This is a genomic window from Lacticaseibacillus huelsenbergensis (assembly GCF_029726355.1).
GTDB lineage: Bacteria > Bacillota > Bacilli > Lactobacillales > Lactobacillaceae > Lacticaseibacillus > Lacticaseibacillus casei.
The window spans coordinates 2,525,251-2,543,118 of the sequence record NZ_CP120687.1 but is presented as its reverse complement, the minus strand read 5'-3'; the positions used below and the strand labels follow the sequence as shown (position 1 = coordinate 2,543,118).

General features: G+C 49.2%; 17 protein-coding genes. 1 reads left to right on the top strand and 16 read right to left on the bottom strand.

Annotated features, from left to right (window positions below):
• Position 1: 1 nt before the first annotated feature.
• Positions 2-907 carry a phosphate ABC transporter substrate-binding protein PstS family protein gene (locus tag LHUE1_RS11770; protein WP_049169725.1) on the top strand — a complete coding sequence of 302 codons (906 nt, stop codon included), beginning with the start codon at positions 2-4 and terminating at the stop codon, positions 905-907.
• A gap of 123 nt (positions 908-1,030) precedes the next feature.
• On the opposite strand, the gene LHUE1_RS11765 is transcribed toward LHUE1_RS11770, so the two are convergent.
• The 16 genes from LHUE1_RS11765 to mraZ form a co-directional block, all read right to left on the bottom strand.
• Positions 1,031-1,255, bottom strand: coding sequence for a cold shock domain-containing protein (locus tag LHUE1_RS11765; protein WP_049169724.1), 225 nt, complete (start codon positions 1,253-1,255; stop codon positions 1,031-1,033).
• Positions 1,256-1,267: 12 nt separating this feature from the next.
• Positions 1,268-4,054 (bottom strand): isoleucine--tRNA ligase, encoded by a 2,787-nt coding sequence (ileS, locus tag LHUE1_RS11760; RefSeq protein WP_049169723.1) that lies wholly within the window; start codon positions 4,052-4,054, stop codon positions 1,268-1,270.
• Between the two features lie 247 nt (positions 4,055-4,301).
• Positions 4,302-5,087 (bottom strand): DivIVA domain-containing protein, encoded by a 786-nt coding sequence (locus LHUE1_RS11755; protein ID WP_049169722.1) that lies wholly within the window; start codon positions 5,085-5,087, stop codon positions 4,302-4,304.
• 185 nt (positions 5,088-5,272) lie between these two features.
• Positions 5,273-6,052: a YlmH family RNA-binding protein gene (locus LHUE1_RS11750; RefSeq protein ID WP_049169721.1), complete on the bottom strand. Its 780-nt coding sequence runs from the start codon at positions 6,050-6,052 to the stop codon at positions 5,273-5,275.
• A gap of 6 nt (positions 6,053-6,058) precedes the next feature.
• The gene (locus LHUE1_RS11745) at positions 6,059-6,346 is read right to left on the bottom strand and encodes a YggT family protein (protein WP_010488652.1); all 288 of its coding nucleotides are present in this window, start codon (positions 6,344-6,346) and stop codon (positions 6,059-6,061) included.
• A gap of 12 nt (positions 6,347-6,358) precedes the next feature.
• A complete protein-coding gene (locus LHUE1_RS11740) occupies positions 6,359-6,817 on the bottom strand; it encodes a cell division protein SepF (protein WP_049169720.1) in 459 nt (152 codons plus the stop codon).
• Between the two features lie 17 nt (positions 6,818-6,834).
• Positions 6,835-8,097: a cell division protein FtsZ gene (gene ftsZ, locus LHUE1_RS11735; protein ID WP_025013180.1), complete on the bottom strand. Its 1,263-nt coding sequence runs from the start codon at positions 8,095-8,097 to the stop codon at positions 6,835-6,837.
• A 24-nt stretch (positions 8,098-8,121) separates the two neighbouring features.
• Complete coding sequence (gene ftsA / locus LHUE1_RS11730) at positions 8,122-9,471, bottom strand: cell division protein FtsA (RefSeq protein ID WP_049169719.1); 1,350 nt, start codon at positions 9,469-9,471, stop codon at positions 8,122-8,124.
• A 112-nt stretch (positions 9,472-9,583) separates the two neighbouring features.
• Positions 9,584-10,438 (bottom strand): cell division protein FtsQ/DivIB, encoded by an 855-nt coding sequence (locus LHUE1_RS11725; protein WP_087913250.1) that lies wholly within the window; start codon positions 10,436-10,438, stop codon positions 9,584-9,586.
• Between the two features lie 5 nt (positions 10,439-10,443).
• Positions 10,444-11,535, bottom strand: coding sequence for an undecaprenyldiphospho-muramoylpentapeptide beta-N-acetylglucosaminyltransferase (murG, locus tag LHUE1_RS11720; RefSeq protein ID WP_049169717.1), 1,092 nt, complete (start codon positions 11,533-11,535; stop codon positions 10,444-10,446).
• Positions 11,536-12,915 carry a UDP-N-acetylmuramoyl-L-alanine--D-glutamate ligase gene (gene murD, locus LHUE1_RS11715; protein WP_047106035.1) on the bottom strand — a complete coding sequence of 460 codons (1,380 nt, stop codon included), beginning with the start codon at positions 12,913-12,915 and terminating at the stop codon, positions 11,536-11,538.
• A 28-nt stretch (positions 12,916-12,943) separates the two neighbouring features.
• Positions 12,944-13,909 (bottom strand): phospho-N-acetylmuramoyl-pentapeptide-transferase, encoded by a 966-nt coding sequence (gene mraY, locus LHUE1_RS11710; RefSeq protein ID WP_049169716.1) that lies wholly within the window; start codon positions 13,907-13,909, stop codon positions 12,944-12,946.
• 14 nt (positions 13,910-13,923) lie between these two features.
• Entirely contained in the window at positions 13,924-16,071 is a 2,148-nt protein-coding gene (locus LHUE1_RS11705; RefSeq protein WP_049169715.1) for a penicillin-binding protein, read from the bottom strand.
• Positions 16,068-16,433, bottom strand: a complete 366-nt coding sequence (gene ftsL / locus LHUE1_RS11700; RefSeq protein ID WP_049169714.1) for a cell division protein FtsL — start codon at positions 16,431-16,433, stop codon at positions 16,068-16,070. The genes LHUE1_RS11705 and ftsL overlap by 4 nt, the downstream gene beginning before the upstream one ends.
• A gap of 12 nt (positions 16,434-16,445) precedes the next feature.
• Positions 16,446-17,387, bottom strand: a complete 942-nt coding sequence (rsmH, locus tag LHUE1_RS11695; RefSeq protein ID WP_049169713.1) for a 16S rRNA (cytosine(1402)-N(4))-methyltransferase RsmH — start codon at positions 17,385-17,387, stop codon at positions 16,446-16,448.
• 2 nt (positions 17,388-17,389) lie between these two features.
• The gene (gene mraZ / locus LHUE1_RS11690; protein WP_010488673.1) at positions 17,390-17,821 is read right to left on the bottom strand and encodes a division/cell wall cluster transcriptional repressor MraZ; all 432 of its coding nucleotides are present in this window, start codon (positions 17,819-17,821) and stop codon (positions 17,390-17,392) included.
• Positions 17,822-17,868: the final 47 nt, after the last annotated feature.

Sequence of the window (17,868 nt, the reverse complement as noted above, 5' to 3'; positions counted from 1 at the left end):
AATGAAGCATTCGAAGTTGTTAGTCGGTTTGACCGTGGCCTTAACTGCCACTTTGGTATTAACGGGTTGCGGGTCGAAATCCGCCAGCAGTTCAAGCTCGGCAAGCTCGGCACCAGCGAAGCAAAGTAAAATCCTTGCCGTTGGGTCCACAGCCCTGCAGCCGCTTGTTGAGCAGGCCGCTAAGCAATATCAAACCGACAATCCTAAGGCCGAAATCACCGTTCAAGGCGGCGGTTCCGGTGCCGGATTAAGTCAGGTGGCGGCTGGATCAGTCACCATCGGCAATTCAGACATTTTCGCTCAGGAAAAGAAAGACTTGAAGGCCAGCGACCTGGTTGATCATCAGGTCGCGGTAGTTGCCATTGCCCCAGTTGTTAACAAAGATGCCGGTGTTAAGAACATTACAACCCAGCAGCTGGTCGATATCTTCCAAGGCAAGATCACCAACTGGAAAGACGTTGGCGGTAAAGATCAACAAATTGTTTTGATTAATCGTGCGCAAGGTTCCGGTACCCGTGCCACCTTTGAACAGTTCGGTATCAAGACCGACAAAGTCAAGACCAGTCAGGAACAGGATTCAAGCGGTACCGTTTATCAGATGGTTTCCTCAACGCCCGGTGCGATTAGCTATCTAGCCTTCTCGGCAATTAAAGATGGCGTCCAAAAGCTCGCACTGGACAAGGTGCAACCAACTGACAAAAATGTGACGACCAACACCTGGAAGATCTGGGCTTACGAGCACATGTACACCAAGGGTAAGCCTAACGCATCAACCGCTGCATTCATCAACTACATTCAATCAAAGAATGTTCAAAAGACGCTGGTTCCTAAGCTGGGTTACATCCCCATCACCAAAATGACCGTTGCCCGCACGTACGACGGCAAAATCGAAGAAGTCAACAAGTAACCTGCTCCATATTTCTAGCATATAAATAGGCTGTATACAAAAACCGCGATCAACTGTGATCACGGTTTTTTATCATGCCGATTCTTTTAATTGAATGATTGTGGCACCTTTATATCTGCCAGTTCATTGATCGTCTGAATGATCCGCCTCATGATGAACCGTCACATTGGCAGCCTGAGGACCACGGGGACCTTCAACGATAACAAAGTCAACCAGTTCGCCCGGCGTCAGACTTTTAAACCCGGGTTCATTAATCGCCGAGAAATGAACGAAAATATCCGGCTGCCCATCGGCTTCGATAAAACCGTAGCCTTTGTCGACATTGAAATTCTTAACTCGTCCTTGCATCCTGTCACCTGCTTATTTATCAAAACCGTTTGCGACAGCCTCAGGGTAATTGGCTTCAACGATGGCGGCACAGCGACTGCACAATTCAGGTAATTTTGGATCAGTCCCAATGTCAGTGCGAACCATCCGGCAACGTGGGCATACTTCCCCTTTAGCGTGGGTCACAACCACTGCCATATCTTCGAACTGTTCGGCATCTGCCGGCGCTTTGGCATCGCTTGGCGCAACTTCAAAGTGACTGGTGATCAACAGTTGCATCACGTTCGCTTCAACATCATCCAACATGTCACGAACCGGTCCGGATGGATACACCGTAACGGCTGCTTCCATGGACTTGCCGATCACCTTGTTGTCCCGCGCAACTTCAAGCGCCTTTTGCACTTCGGAACGGAAATCCATGAATGCTGACCAGATGTCGAGTAACTGATCCTCGTCGTCAAAATGCGTAACGTCCGGCATGTCAGACAAGGCAGCGTAAGCAGTATCCTGTTTCAGATACGGCCAAACTTCTTCCGCTGTATGCGGCAAAATCGGCGTCAGCAACTTCGTCAGATCTAGCAAAGCGGTATACATCACTGTCTGCATGCTCCGCCGCTTAGGATCGTTTTGGGCCTCGATATAAACCACATCCTTGGCAACATCGAGATAAAAGGCACTCAGATCGTTAACCAGGAAACTGCTAATGGTTTTTTCAACCGTGGCAAAATCATAGACATCATAGGCCGCCTTGACCTTAGCAATGACCTGATTCAGACGAACCATGAGATAGCGATCAACGGAGCCGAGGTCGTCATAAGCAATGGCATCCTTTTGCGGATCAAAGTCACCGGTATTAGCCACCATAAACCGCAACGTATTGCGAATTTTACGATAAGCCTCAGACGTCTGGGCAAAATTGTCAACCGAAACCCGGACATCAGACGAGGAGTCCACGGTTGCGACCCACAGCCGAATGATCTCGGCGCCAAATTGCTTTTCAATTGTGGCAGGCACAATGGTATTGCCTAGACTTTTACTCATTTTCCGACCCTTGCCATCAAGCGTGAAGCCTTGAGACAGGATGCCACGATATGGGGCGACACCGGTTGCGGCAACACTGGTAATCAAGCTGGAGTTAAACCAACCACGATACTGGTCGGATCCTTCCAGGTACAGATCAGCCGGGAAACTCAATTCCGGACGCTGAGCCAAGACTGCCTGATGTGATGAACCTGAGTCAAACCAGACATCCATGATATCTTTTTCTTTGGTGAATTGACCATGCGGGCTATGCGGGTTCGTGTACCCTTCCGGCAAAAGATCCTTAGCCTCGCGTTCAAACCAGACATTGGAGCCATATTTGCCAAATAAGTCGGCGACATGGTTAATGGTTTCTTCTTCGATAATCGGTTCGCCGTCTTCAGCGTAGAAAATCGGGAGCGGAACCCCCCATGCACGTTGGCGGGAAATGACCCAGTCACCACGATCACGAATCATATTGTACAGACGGGTCTTACCCCAACTAGGCTTAAAGTCGACTGTATCAATCGCCTTCAAAATCTGATCACGGAAAGCTTCAATTGAGGCAAACCATTGCGTTGTGGCTCGGAAAATGACCGGCTTTTTGGTACGCCAATCATGCGGGTAACTATGGGTGAAGAAATCCAGTTTCAACAGTGCGCCCTTTTCAGTTAAGGCTTTGGTGATGAGCTTATTGGCATCATCATAAAAGACCCCTTCAAATCCCGGCGCATTTTCGTTCATGTAGCCCTTGGCGTCAACGACCGAAATCACGGGCAAGCCATATTTCATGCCGACTTTGTAGTCATCTTCCCCATGTCCAGGAGCGGTATGAACCAGGCCGGTCCCGGCATCAAGCGTGACATGGTCAGCTTCCATAACCAAGCTTGTACGATCATACAGAGGATGCTTGGCCGTCATTTTGTCCATGGCCGTGCCTTTGAAAGTTTTGAGAATCTTAGGCTGATCCCAGCCAATTTCTTCAGCCACCTGATCAAGCAGTTCGGCTGCCACAACATACTTGTGGTCGCCAACTTGAACCTGAACGTAATCAAACTTCGGATTAACCGCAATGCCGTAGTTAGCCGGAATGGTCCAAGGCGTGGTGGTCCAGATAACCAGCGATGTATCCTGATCCAACAAGCCCTTGCCATCAACTACCGGAAACGCAACATAAATCGACGGTGATTTATCATCGTGATATTCGATTTCGGCTTCGGCCAACGTCGATTCAGATGACCATGACCAATAAACCGGCTTCAAGCCATGGTAAATGTAGCCTTTTTTCGCCATTGCCCCGAAGACCCGGATCTCGCTGGCCTCATAAGCATGATGCAGTGTAATGTATGGATGTTCCCAGTCACCCATGACGCCTAAACGCTTGAAATCAGTCCGCTGCTTATCAATTTCCTTCATGGCAAATTGCCGACACAGTTCCCGATAATCGGTCATCGACATTTCCTTGCGCTTGACCCCTTGTTTGGCCAATTGCTGTTCGATCGGCAGTCCATGAGTATCCCAGCCAGGAACATATGGTGCCCGGAAACCGTTCATGGACTTATACCGAACGATAATATCCTTGCTGATCTTATTCAAAGCATGCCCCATATGAATATTGCCGTTAGCAAATGGTGGGCCATCATGCAACATGAAGGTCGGTTTGCCTTCGTTTAACTTCTGCCGCTGCTCATAAACATGGTCTTCGTCCCACTTCTTTTGCCAAACCGGCTCGTTCTTTGGCAATCCGGCGCGCATCGGGAAAGTCGTCTTCCCCATATTCAACGTATCTTTAATTTTCACGTGTCCAGCTCCTTTTGTTGATTGAATGAAAAAAGCCCGCCCTATATTAGGACGAGCAAACGTGGTACCACCTAACTTCAGGGAACAAGTCCCCCTCAGTGATTGCTTAACGGTGATCAACCGGTCCCGCTTATTGACTCGGCGAGACAACTGCGAACTGATATCATCAAGCGGTACTTGCCAGGCTCACACCTAATTCCTGGCTCGCTGCAAAGGGGACCGCTAAACGACGCGTGTTCATACGTTTTTAAACATTTTGATCGGTTGTCGCATCAGAATCGTCACTGTTCGACTCACTTGATTCCGATTCCGACTCAGCAGTCGCCGAATCAGCCGGTGTTGCTTCAGCGTTGGCTGAGCTTGAGGTTGCACTTTGATCATCTGGGAAAATAATCTCCGTGTAGGCATCGGCACCGGAAGCTGCTCCCTTAGAGTTTACGAAACCAGCTGGCGAATTGTCAAGCGATTCTTGACTCGGGTCCGTGGTATCCGGTGCTTCAGGTGAGCTGGAAAGCAATTCTTTCCACTCCGGACTCTTCACAACTTCAAGCTGCGATTCTAACATGACCTGCAATCGCTGACGGAAAACCCGACTTTGGCGTTTAAGATCCTCGGTCTGAACGGAAATATTTTGCCGTTTCAGTTCCGCATCATGCAACGTCTGCTCCGTTTGCGCCTGTGCCTGGTGCATCTTTTGATCCGCATCGGATTTGGCCCGATTCAAAATCGCCTGGGCATCCTGTTGTGCTTGCTGCTTGATCAAATCAGCTTCCTGATGCGCACTATTTTTGACTTTCTCAGCACTCTCTTGCGCCACAATGATTGACTGGTTCAGGGCTTCCTTCATGTCCGTGAAATACCGAACCTTTTCCTTGGCATCTGCCAGTTCCTTCTTAAGTCCTTCATTGTCCTTAATCAGACTGCTGTAATCTTTAACGATCTGGGCAAGAAAATCATTCACTTCATCCTTGTCATAACCGCGCATTTTGCTGCTAAATTCTTTATTATGAATGTCCAGTGGACTTAAAGCCATGAAATTAGTCCTCCTCTACTAGGATGAGCGTGAGCTTGGTTCTTGCACCAGCTCACGCTTACCGTAACGCGCTCCCTGGCGCAGAAGCCTGCGTGTAAGGACCTTGGTCGCAATGGCAAAGCCCAGCCATCACGTCCATGACCACTTACACTCCGGCTTCTAACCGCGCCAGCTCGCGCTCATCCTCATTTATGAATAACCGCCGCCGACACACGCAACTTACCTTTTTTGGTTTCACCAAGAATCGCATCCAATCGCAAGCGGCCGAAACCGCGAACCGAGATGATATCCGACGTCGCAACTTCAGCATCCGGCGCCTCGGTTTCACCGAAATTCAACCGTACTTTTCCGCCTTGAATCAAAATCTTGGCGCGTTGCCGCGACATATTGAAACCATGCGCCACAACCGTATCGAGTCGCAACGCACTGATTGAAAAGTCAATCGGTTCCCAGTCATTCTCGGGAGTGACCGCCTGATCTAACGGATAGTCGGTAAAGTGAACGCCGACACGGCCAATTTTCGAGATATTGCTCATGACCCAGTCTTCCATGTGGGCGGCCACAAAGAATTGCCACGTTTGCCCGTCTGTAATGATATCGCCAAAAACATCGCGATCCAGTCCGGCGTTTAATAATGTTCCTTGAATCGTACTATGATGCATCTCGGCAAATTTTTCCGGATACACAATCTGCAACAGGCGAATATCAAAATCATCCGGTTGTGCTTCATAATAATCCGGCGCAAAAATCAACCGTTGGCGCTCGGCATGCGGATACCCGCCAAAATGCATGAGTTTCATGTCATCGTGGGCACTGATCAGACTGTCAGCGATTAAACGCTGTCGGGGATCGGTAAAATCAGTCAAAACAGCGCGATACTCGGTCCGAGCCGTTTCGACTAATTCAGCGAAATGGTCGATCAGTGCTGCTTCGTCTTTTCGAAAATGTTGATAGATGGCGTCCATGATTTGTCACCCAATTAATTGAACGAGTATCAAGAATAAACGCGACCAGCCGAACTTAATCAGCGAAAGCACGAAGAACGCCAGGATCGGAGAAAGATCCAACCCGGCAATTGCGGGAATGAACCGCCGGAAAATACTTAAAAACGGATCAACCCACCGTTCCAGGAAGCGATCAATCGCCGTCCCTTGAGCGTTAGGAAACCATGAAATCAGAATGTAAACAAACACCATGATCATGTATAAGTAAATCGCCCAGTCACCGACTCGGTATAATGCATAAAGAAAATTGAACACTTGACACCTCGTTTAGTGTTGTGATGAAAGATTCAAACCGTCAGAATCAATGGTGCTGGCTAAGGAGCCGTCAATTTCAAAATTGGCTGGTGTAACCAGGAAAATCGACTCACCGATCCGCTTAATCTCGCCGTTGATCGCGTAGACAGTCCCGGTCAAGAAATCGACGATCCGCCTGGCATCATCTGCGCCAATGCGATCAAAATTAATGACCACCGCTCGATTATTCAGCAAATGCGACCCAATCTCCTTGGCGTCCGAGTAAATTCTAGGCTCAAACACCACGATCTTGGCAGCTTTACCGGTCGGTGCCCCCATAGCGACAACTTTGTTACTACGGTAGTGATTCACATTCCGATCCTCCGGCTGCGCTGCCTGCGTCTGTTCGTCTTCTTGGTCCTGATAATCATCTTCATCATCATCCATGGCAAAGAAGTTGTTGAATTTTTCGCCTAACTTACCAAACGCCATGTTCCATGACCTCCTGACTATTGACGCCGACGCTTAAAGAACGGCGGCTGGTCGTCGCTTCCGGCATCGTCTGCATTGGTTTGATTTTCAAAAATATCAAAATCTTTTTTCTTCACATTGTTCATGTCATCGGAACTCGGTGTTTGTCGTTTGCTTGGCTCGCGCCGCAAATCCCAGTTACCAAATGGATCGTCACTTTGTGCTGACTGATCGTCATGCTGATCGTTACCCGCAAATGCCGGACGATAAGTGTCATTACCTTTGTCGTGATCGGCACCGCGTGTTTGAGCAGCTGGGCGGCGGGAGCTTTCCCGACGCTGGTCTTCTTCTTCAATCCCAGTGGCAATGACGGTCACAACGACTTCATCACCAAGCTCTTCATTGATGGACGTTCCGAAAATGATGTTAACGTCGTCTTTGGCAGCATCGGCAACAATTTGGGAAGCATCCTGTGCTTCAAACAAACTGAGGTCCGGTCCGCCTGTAATATTCAGCAACACCTGTTTGGCCCCGCTGATATTGACTTCCAGTAACGGACTGGAAATCGCCTTTTTCGTCGCTTCGACCGTCCGGTTTTCGCCGGTGGCACTGCCGATTCCCATCAAGGCGGAACCTTGGTTGGCCATCACGGTTTTAACATCGGCAAAATCGAGGTTGACGTATCCAGGACTGGTGATCAGATCGGAGATGCCCTGAACCCCTTGGCGCAAAACATTGTCCGCTGCATGGAATGCTTCAAGCATCGGGGTCTTTTTGTCCACAATCTCGAGCAGTCGGTTATTGGCAATAATGACCAACGTATCGACATGTTCCTTTAACTGGGCAATGCCTTCAGTGGCGTTTTTAGCCCGCTTAGGCCCTTCAAACGTGAATGGGCGGGTAACAACCCCTACCGTCAAGGCACCTTGGTCTTTGGCGATCTTAGCCACGATCGGCGCGGCACCGGTACCGGAGCCGCCACCCATGCCCGCCGTGACAAAGATCATATCGGCACCTTGTAATGCGGCACCAATCGCCTCTTCACTTTCTTCCGCAGCCTTCTGCCCGATTTCCGGATTGGAACCGGCGCCCAAGCCGCGCGTCAATTTCGGTCCAAGCTGGATCTTGGTTTCTGCGTTGCTGGCATTCAGCGCCTGTAAATCGGTATTGGCAGCGATAAATTCAACGCCTTTAACGTCTTCGGCAATCATGCGATTAATGGCATTGCCACCCGCACCGCCAACACCGATAACTTTGATGTTGGCGCCTTTTTCACTCTGTGCGTCCATTTGAAAATCCATTCGTGTTCCTCCTAGAATCGAGATTTATTCAAAGAAATTACCAAAGAACCGGCGCAAGGCAGATGGCTCCTTAGACTTGGTTTTGTCTGTCTGCTTGTCGGGCTTGCGCTTGACGAGACGCTGGCCTTCCGAAGCAGCGGTTTGTTCCGGCTGTTTTTGCGGTGCCGGTGATGGTGACGATGATGGTGTCTGGGCGCCGTCAACCATAAACGGCGTCGGCAGAACACTGGAAACCAGCATTTCGATATCGGTCATTTGAGCGGCATATTTGATCAGTGCCAGTCCTTCTGTAAATGAAGGATGGCGAAGGCCCATGTCATCGGGAATAAAGCGCTTGACCGGGCGATCAAAAATATCCTGTGCTAATTCAGTAACCCCTGGCAATGCCGTCGTGCCACCGGTGATCACAACGCCACCCGGCAGCTCAAGTGCGTTAACGGCATCGAGTGCTTTTTTCAGGCGCTTGAAGATTTGCGCGACCCGCGCTTCGATAATTTCCGATAAGTATTTTTCCGAAATCATCGCCGGTTCATGTTTACCGACAACGGTCACGGGGAAGGTTTCTTCTTCGCTGGTGGCTAGCGAATCTGCATTGCCGTATTCGCGTTTTAACTTTTCTGCATCCGTAAAACTCGTGTTCAACACGACGGAAATATCTTTGGTGATATATTCGCCGCCTTCTTGATCGACCGACGTAAACTTGAGCTTGCGATCGTGGATAACAGCCGCTGTGCTTTGGCCGCCACCCATATCGATCAAGACCGTCCCAAAGTCTTGTTCACCATCCGTCAACGCCAACCGGCCAATCGCCAGTGGTGAAATGACCAGTCCGCCAACCCGTAACCCAGCTTTTTCAATGGCTTTTTTCGTGTTATGAATCACGGTTTTGGGAACCGTTAGCATAATGCCGCGCATCTCAAGCCGAACGCCCAACATCCCACGTGGATCCTTGATATCGTCAAACCCGTCAACGATAAATTCGGTCGGAACCAGTGACAATGTTTCACGCTCAGGCGGCAGGTTGCGAACCAATGCAGCCGCAGCAACACTGCGGACATCGTTGTCAGAGATCTCTTTGTTCTCCTCACCAACGGCAATCATCCCCGAAACCTGTTCAATCTGCAGCATATTGGCAGGGATGCCAGCCACAACCCGATCGATCTTGATATTTGCCTTGTCTTCAGCTTGGGCAACGGCCGCCTGGATGACTGCGACTGCCTTATCGATGTCAACGATCACCCCACGACTAACGCCTTCAGACCGCTGACTTCCCACACCAATAACATTCATTTGTCCCTGTACTGCTTCGGCAACAATGACTTTTATTGAGGTGGTTCCGATATCAAGTCCAACGTAAATACCTTGATTATCCATGTATCGGGAACCTCCTTGTGTAACTTTTTAATCAACTTAATTTTCATATTAAAACGGTGCCATCATCAGTGTAACACACTCATTTTCTGATGAGAAAACAAACCTTACAAAATCAGTCATTTGACGACTTTTCACCACTTGAATATGGCCGCCAGAAAGCACCGACTTCTAAATCAACGACGCCTTTTTTCTTGACCTGTGAAACAATTGCCGGATAGTACTTGATTTTTTTGGCAATGGTACGCGAATCGGCTATGATCCGATAACCATCGCTCATGTTTAAAGCAATCTGGTTGGGATTGGCGTCACCGCGGCTTGCATCGATTTCCGAAATGTCATGACGAATCGCATCAGGAAACTGATTCAGTAACTCAATCATTTTAGGTAATTCCTTGGCAGTGAATCCAGAAAAAACTGGGTACGTGTCAACCGGCGTTTGCGTGCCGGCCTTCAGCACTTTGCCAGTGACCAGAATCTTATGGTAAGCGTGATTCCGATACACATAGCCAATCGTCTGATATTCACTGGTACGAATGATAATCCGGTTGAACCCTTTTATAGTTAGGCTGGCTTCTTTAATTTCCGGTAAAGATTTCTGCACCCGTTGCGCAATGTCATTTTTATGCACCAACACACTGAGCATTAAATCGTTATCCGACAGTTTAGTCGCATTGATCACTTGCTGATCAGGTACCGTTGTGACACCTTGGACGCTTACCAATCCGACTTTAGAAAGCGGACTAGCAAAATAGCCAAAAACCCCCAGCAAAAATAGCAGGGGGAGCAGGATCAACGCAAGGTTCTTGATCAGTTTACGTCGCCGCAAATTTTGAATCTTCGGCAGCTCAACATCCAGCTTCGGCTTTCGGCGCCGATCATGTCGCGGCTTCTGTTGCTGACGCGCTTGATATTGCTGCCACGGTGTCAGCGGATCAGATTGCTGTTCTTTTTTTCGGAGCCAAGCCAAAGTCATCACCTACGTTTCGAAAGGAGTGTTGTCATCACAGCGATCAGCTGATCACTGGCATCCGGTACGCCTAGTTTCTTTGATGCTTGCGCCATGGCGGCACGTTTGGCATCATCTTCCATGAGGGTCACGACCCGCTGGGGAAAATCTTGACCTAATTCAGGTTCGGTAATCGTCAGCGCCGCACCTTGTTTGGTTAAACTCTGTGCATTTAAATATTGATGGTGGTGGGTTACGTTAGGACTCGGAATCAGGATGGCCGGAATGCCCAATGCCGTGATCTCCGCAAGCGTCGTCGCCCCGGCCCGGCTAATCAACAAACCGATATCCGGTAAGATTGACGGCATATCATCAATATATGGCACCACCTTAATCGAAGACGGCAACGGTGGCAGAGATTTTTTGATCGTATCATAGTGGCTGCGTCCAGTTGCAAATAGCACTTGGAAATCCGCTTTGCCCCAAATCGGCAATGCTGCTAAAACCGCCTCATTGATCTTGGGTGCTCCGCGTGAACCGCCGAAAACCAATAAAGTACGCTTGTGAGGATCAAGTCCGAAATCCTTTAGACGGTCATTCGGTTTTAACCCGGCAACCTGCTGCGCTCGGGGATTGCCGGTTACCACCACTTTTTTTGCCGGAAACGCTGAAGCCACTTCAGGAAAAACAATGGCGACGCGATCGACAAAATGGCTGAGAAACTTGTTTGTCACGCCAGCAACCGAGTTTGATTCATGAATCACGGTAGGAATGTGCATCCGCGCGGCAGCAAATAAAATCGCGCCAGAGACATAACCACCCGTGCCAACTACGATATCTGGTTTGAAATCACGCAACAACTTTTTTGCCTGACCCAAACTGCCGATGAACTTTCTGACCGTTGTCATATTGCTTAAGGAAAGGCTGCGCTTGAAGCCTTGCAGGTCGAGTGTCGCAAATTTCAGGCCGGTTGCCGGCACAATCCGACTTTCCAAGCCATGCTCGGTGCCGACATAAAGGACATCATCGAGTTTACCTTCCGCCTTCAACGCCTCGATTAACGCCAAGGCCGGATAAATATGGCCGCCAGTACCGCCACCGGAAATAACCAGCCGCATTTAATTGCCCTCGCTTTCGACCGTTTGTTGCAACTGATGAACCGCTTTGATGAAATCATCGCCACGGACTTCAAAATTTGGATATTGATCCCAACTGGCCGCTGCCGGTGATAGCAAAATGACATCCCCCGGTCGACTGGCTTCATAAGCTAACGGCACCGCAGTCATGACATTGTCGGTTTTTTGAACTGGCACCCCGGCATCCTTAGCGATTTTGGCCATCAGTGGTGCTGTCTGCCCAAAAACAACCATGCTCTTCACATGTTCCTTGACCAGCGGCGTTAACGCATCCATCGGCAATCCGCGATCCAGTCCGCCTGCCAACCAAACGATCGGCTGATGAAAAGCATTCAAAGCAACGGTCGCAGCTTCGACGTTGGTTGCCTTGGAGTCGTTATAAATCCGGCGTCCTTCCAGCGTTTCCAAATACTGAATTCGATGTTTGACCCCGGAAAAGGTCCGCAACACCTCGCGAATCGCGTCATCTTCGACCCCTTTTAACTTGGCTGCGGCAATCGCTGCCAGCGCGTTTTCAATGTTGTGCAGACCTGGGATCTGCATCTCACTGGCTTGCATGATTTTATCGCCATCAAACGTCAGCCAGCCATCAATCAGCGAAGCACGTGCACCGGGTGCCTGCTTACGCGAAAACGGCACAATCTGGGCGTTACTTTGCTTGGCGAGCTTATGCATTTCCGGAAGATCCCAATTCATAATGAAATAGTCATCCGGTGTTTGGTTCATCGTGATCCGCATTTTGGCTGCGACATAATTGGCGCGGCTGCCATGCCAATCCAAATGCGCTTCATAAATATTGGTCAGAACCGCGATGTGGGGATGCAGGGTTTTGATACCGCACAGCTGAAAACTCGACAACTCCGCCACAATCGTATCGTCTTTGCCGGCCTTTTGGGCGACCTGACTGACGGGAATGCCGATATTGCCGGCATCAAACGCATGGTGTGGCCGCTGCTGATTCAACATCAAGCCAATTAATGTGGTTGTGGTGGTTTTGCCATTCGTACCCGTGATTCCGATCCATTCGGCTTCGGATACCTGATAAGCCAACTCCGGCTCGGTAATAATCGGTAACCCTAGCTCCTGCGCTCGCTTTACCATAGGATTACTGTATGGAATGCCGGGATTTTTGACCATCAATTCAAAATGTTCATCCAGCAATTCGACCGGATGCCGGCCGGTAATCACCCGCATCCCGTCTGCTAACAATTCCTGCGCATCCTTATTGTTATCGAATTTCTGCTTGTCATTAACCGTCACCAAGGCACCTAATTTATGTAGTAAGCGAGCAGCGTTGACACCGCTCTTTGCCAGACCTAACACGAGCACCTTTTTATTACGATAATCCGAAATATTTTTCACAATTGATCCTTCTTTTTATAGCATGACTTTAAAGAAAAAATACCAGATAAATGCCGCTAGCGATTAGCCCGACCAGCCAGAACGTCAAATCAATCCGCCACTCGGACCAACCTTTTATCTCAAAATGATGATGAATCGGCGACATCAGGAAGATTCGTTTGCCGGTTAACTTAAACGACGCCACCTGCAGGATGACACTAGCAGTTTCAATGACATAAATGATTCCAATCAGTAATAGCGACCATTCGCGATGAAGTAAAATGGCCACGACTGCCAGCATGCCGCCCAGCGCCAAGGAACCTAGGTCGCCCATAAAAATCTGTGCTGGTTTATGGTTGAACATCAAAAAACCAAGCATGGCGCCGACCGTGACAAGGCAGATAATCAGCACATCCGTCCGGCCTTCGCGGGCAGCGATGATGGCATAGGTACCAAACGAAATCGTCGTCTGCCCAGCAACCAACCCGTCTAAGCCATCGGTTAAATTAACTGCATTGCTAAAACCAACTAGCCAAAAAATGACAAAAACAACGTAGAACCATGTGGCACTGATATTGCCGATCACCGGTACCCATAAGGTATGATCGAACCCTTCATGAAAATACGCGATCAGAAAAATCACGGCGCCCAGAATCTGACCTGCCAGCTTTTGCCAAGCCTTCAGCCCTTCGTTACGATGATGAACCAGTTTTTCAAAATCATCATAAAAGCCCAGTAGGCCGTATAGAACCAAAATAAACAAAGAAATCCAGACACTCAGCGTCAGTTGGTGTTGCCAAAGGCTAACCCAAATAGCCGAAATAATCATCGCGGCAATGAAAATCAGGCCGCCCATTGTTGGTGTCCCTGATTTCTTCTCGTGCCAACTCGGCCCTTCTTCGCGAATCACCTGGCCTTCTTTTTTGTAACGCATGTACCCGATAAATAGCGGCATAAACATAATTGTAATGGCAAATGCCGAAACCATCGGAATGAGCATCTGAGCAAGTTGCATGACTATCCCCAATTCTATTGTTGTTTGAACTCGATTGTTCCGCTGGTATCGCCTAAAAGAGTTCCTTTGGCAATACTTTGTTGAACAACAAAGCCGTCACCGACAAGTTTGAATTTCTTACCGGTCAATTGTACAAATTTTAACACATCGGATTTCGACCAACCAGTAAGATCAGGCATGGTCATAGCACCATTGGTCAAAAGCAGCACACGCGAATCGCGCAGTGCCTTGGTTCCACTCGCTGGTAATTGTTGAACAACTTTATTGCCTGTGCCAATTGTGGCAACGTCAAAGCCGGCCTTTTTCACGGTATCCTGTGCGGTGGTTAACGCAGCATTCGTCACCGCAGGAACATCAGCCGTATTAGTGTCTTTGGCGACGGTGCCGTTGGCGGTGGTATCAAGCGCCCGTTGCATCATCGGTTTGAAAATGCTGGCCAAAATTGTTTCAGCCGGCTCCGTCATTTTCTGTGGTTGTTTCATGGTGACATAGAGCACATATTTCGGATCCGACGCCGGTGCAATACCGGCCACACTAAAGATGTAGTTAGAATCACCGGTGAGGTAACCGCCTTGGGCACTGGCAATTTGTCCGGTACCGGTTTTAACAGCTAAATCCACGCCTGGCATTTTATACGCAACCCCGGTACCATCTTCATCGTTAACCACGTGTCGCATGGCGTCAATGACCTGAGCGGCGGTTTCTTTGGAAATGGGCTGACCGACAACTTCAGGTTTATAGACCGTTTCTTTGCCATTCTTGTGCACGACCTTGGACACAATTTGTGGCTTCAGCATTTTACCGTCATTTGAGACCGCACTAATGGCCTGCATCATTTGCATGACATTCACTTCAATGCCTTGCCCAAACGAAGTGATCGCCTGGTCCAATGGCTGGGCAAAACTGATACGCCCGTTGGTTTCACCTGGTAACGTGATGCCGGTTTTTTGGCCAAATTTAAATTTATCTAAATAACTCTTCCAGACACCGGCACCCATTTCCTGTTCGATTTTCACCATGCCGACATTACTTGACAATGGAAAAGCTTTGCTCAGCGGAATCGAGCCCCAGCCGCCACTGCGCCAGTCATTGACCGTTCCGCCGTCAAGCTTCACGGAACCGGATTGGTAATATTCATTTGGGTGATACTTGCCGCTCTGGATGGCTGATGCCAGTGTGACGATTTTCATAACGGATCCCGGTTCGTAATTGTCTTCAACCAAGGAATCCCGCCACATATCGCCTAAGCCTTCACCGGTTGAGGCATCGAATGTCGGTCGCTGACTGGCCGCCAGAATTTTGCCGGTTTTGGCACTCATCAAAACCGCCGTCAACCCTTTTGGTTCATATTTGGTTTGGACATCCGTCATCAGCGTTTCCAAATAGGATTGAAGGCCACTGTCCAGCGTGGTGTAAACCGTTCCACCATTAACCGGCGTTTTTAACTTGGTTTTGGCATTGGGCAGCTTGTACCCATAAGCATCGGTTTCGCTGCGGCGATAACCGTTGTCCCCCGCAAGAACCGTGTTGAATTGCTTTTCCAGTCCCATGACGCCGGTCAGCCCGCTGCCTTTATCCTGAGCTTGGGCAATGCCAATCACATGGCTTGCAAAGACGCCGTTAGGATACAGACGCGACGGGGTTTCCCGAAAATGGATCCCCGGCAGTTTTTCCGCGTCAATTTGCTTTTTAATTGCCAGACTCAATTTGGTGCCGGGAGTCCCAAACTCGACTTGGAAGACATGCTTTTTAGTCGGGTTCAAACGCGCCAGAATTTTGTCTTCACTGATCGCCAAATAACGGCTCAATACTTTAGCCGTTTTTGCCTTATCCGTGACGTAATCTGGCTTGTCGCCATTCTTGTTCTGTTTGTCGAGGATCGCATAAATTGTATAAGTATTTGAATCCTCGGCAATCACATTGCCAGTGCGATCCAAAATAGCCCCGCGCTGGGCTTGTAGAACCGTATCCGTACGATATTGTTTTTGCCGCTGCTTGGCCAGGTTGTTAGAATCCACTTCGCCAACTGTGGCAACAAAAGAAAAACGAAGAACGAAGCCACCGAGAATCAGGAGCGTAAACCCGATCAGTCCGATACCAAATAACTTACGATTCCGGGCTGGATGTGCATTCGTTGATCGTTTTGATTTGAAAAGTTTCATTGATTATCAACACGCTTTATATTGCCATTAATGATTTTAAACCCATGTGCTTTTGCGAAAGCATCGAGTCGTTCCGAATTAGAGAGCTCACCAATTTCCTGCTTGAGATTCGCGGTTGCCTGCGATTGCTTCATAATGCGCGCTTGTAAATCTTCGTATTGGCGCTGGGTATTGCTCAGGCGGTTTTGCATGAACAGACAGACCACACAAACAACCGTGGCCAAAACACCACAGGCGAACATCAAGGTTTTTTCGAATCCGCTAAAAGCGATATGTGTTTGTGGCGCGGGTTCGTTAACTGTTTTATGTACCGGTTTAGGCGCCGGTTGCTGCACCAAAGGTCTTGCTGTACTCTCAAGCATTTATTGTACCCCCTAGTTGCGAATTTTTTCGATAACTCTGAGCTTAGCGCTATGTGCACGGTGGTTTTCGGCCAACTCATCAGCGCTTGGTAAGATCGGCTTGCGCGTGACCAAGCGATAGTGCGGCTGGGCAGACGCCGGAACAACCGGCAAACCGCGTGGAACGTCTTGAACTGACGAAACTTCCTTAAACATGGTCTTGACTAGTCGATCTTCTAACGATTGAAAGGTAATCACGCTGATCCGTCCATTGACATTGAGTAGCTTCAATGCCTGCTCCAACGATGATTCCAGTGCTGACAATTCGTCATTGACCGCAATGCGAATCGCCTGAAACACTTTTTTGGCGGGGTGGCCACCGGTGCGCCGAGCCTTGGCAGGAATCCCCGCCTTAATCAAATCGACGAGCTGAAAGGTTGTGGTAATCGGTCCCTCAGCCCGGGCTTGCTCGATCCGCCGCGCAATCTGTTTGGAAAAATGCTCCTCCCCATAGCGCGAGAAGATGCGAACCAGCTCAGCATAGGGCCATTCATTCACAATGGTCTTGGCGTCGAGCTTCTGCCGCTGATCCATACGCATGTCCAGCGGTGCATCGAAACGGTAGGAAAAGCCGCGCTTGGAATCATCAAATTGCGGTGATGAGACGCCGAGATCATACAAAATACCGTCTACATGGCTAATGTTCAATTCAGCCAGTGCCGTCGTTAGTTCCCGAAAGTTACGGTGAACCAGCGTCAGTTGCGGCGGTAAATTGCCAAAGCTAGCGGTCACAGCAGCAATGGCGGCTTCGTCCTGATCAAACGCGATCAAGCGTCCTGTTGTCAGTTGCTTTAAAATCTGACGGGTATGGCCGCCGCGACCCAGCGTAGCATCGACATAGATGCCATCCGGTTTCACGGCTAAAGCTGCCGTTGCTTCTTTTAATAGAACCGTTTCATGTTTGAATTCTGTCATCACTACAACCCAAAGTCCGTTAAGTTTTCCGAAATATCATCAAAGTTTTCTTCAGCCGTGTCAGCAAATTCCTGCCAGCGCTCGGCATCCCAAACTTCAATGCGAGTATTGACGCCGACAAGCACACATTCCTTCTTCAATGCGGCGTGTTTAAACAGTGACTTAGGAATGTTAATCCGCCCCTGCTTGTCAATCTCACACTCAGTTGCGGCCGAAAAAAGAAAGCGGGTAAAGGTACGGGCATCTTTTTTGGCTAACGGTAACGTTGCCAGTTTGGCCTGAAGCTTGTCCCATTCAGCTATTGGATAACCGAAAAGGCAGCCGTCCATACCACGGGTTAACACAAACGATGCCCCCAGTTGCTCACGGAATTTGGCTGGAATAATCAGACGCCCTTTAGCGTCGATACTGCGTTCAAATTCACCCATGAGCATAGCTGGCACCTCCCTACGATTTTTAGTCTACCACAACGCCCCACTCT

Bases quoted from the DNA above. Each gene is read 5' to 3' on its own strand.
- LHUE1_RS11770 (WP_049169725.1), top strand. From the start codon at position 2: ATGAAGCATTCGAAGTTGTTAGTCGGTTTGACCGTGGCCTTAACTGCC.
- LHUE1_RS11765 (WP_049169724.1), bottom strand. From the start codon at position 1,255: ATGCAAGGACGAGTTAAGAATTTCAATGTCGACAAAGGCTACGGTTTT.
- LHUE1_RS11755 (WP_049169722.1), bottom strand. From the start codon at position 5,087: ATGGCTTTAAGTCCACTGGACATTCATAATAAAGAATTTAGCAGCAAA.
- LHUE1_RS11750 (WP_049169721.1), bottom strand. From the start codon at position 6,052: ATGGACGCCATCTATCAACATTTTCGAAAAGACGAAGCAGCACTGATC.
- LHUE1_RS11740 (WP_049169720.1), bottom strand. From the start codon at position 6,817: ATGGCGTTTGGTAAGTTAGGCGAAAAATTCAACAACTTCTTTGCCATG.
- ftsZ (WP_025013180.1), bottom strand. From the start codon at position 8,097: ATGGATTTTCAAATGGACGCACAGAGTGAAAAAGGCGCCAACATCAAA.
- ftsA (WP_049169719.1), bottom strand. From the start codon at position 9,471: ATGGATAATCAAGGTATTTACGTTGGACTTGATATCGGAACCACCTCA.
- murG (WP_049169717.1), bottom strand. From the start codon at position 11,535: ATGCGGCTGGTTATTTCCGGTGGCGGTACTGGCGGCCATATTTATCCG.
- mraY (WP_049169716.1), bottom strand. From the start codon at position 13,909: ATGCAACTTGCTCAGATGCTCATTCCGATGGTTTCGGCATTTGCCATT.
- LHUE1_RS11705 (WP_049169715.1), bottom strand. From the start codon at position 16,071: ATGAAACTTTTCAAATCAAAACGATCAACGAATGCACATCCAGCCCGG.
- ftsL (WP_049169714.1), bottom strand. From the start codon at position 16,433: ATGCTTGAGAGTACAGCAAGACCTTTGGTGCAGCAACCGGCGCCTAAA.
- rsmH (WP_049169713.1), bottom strand. From the start codon at position 17,387: ATGACAGAATTCAAACATGAAACGGTTCTATTAAAAGAAGCAACGGCA.
- mraZ (WP_010488673.1), bottom strand. From the start codon at position 17,821: ATGCTCATGGGTGAATTTGAACGCAGTATCGACGCTAAAGGGCGTCTG.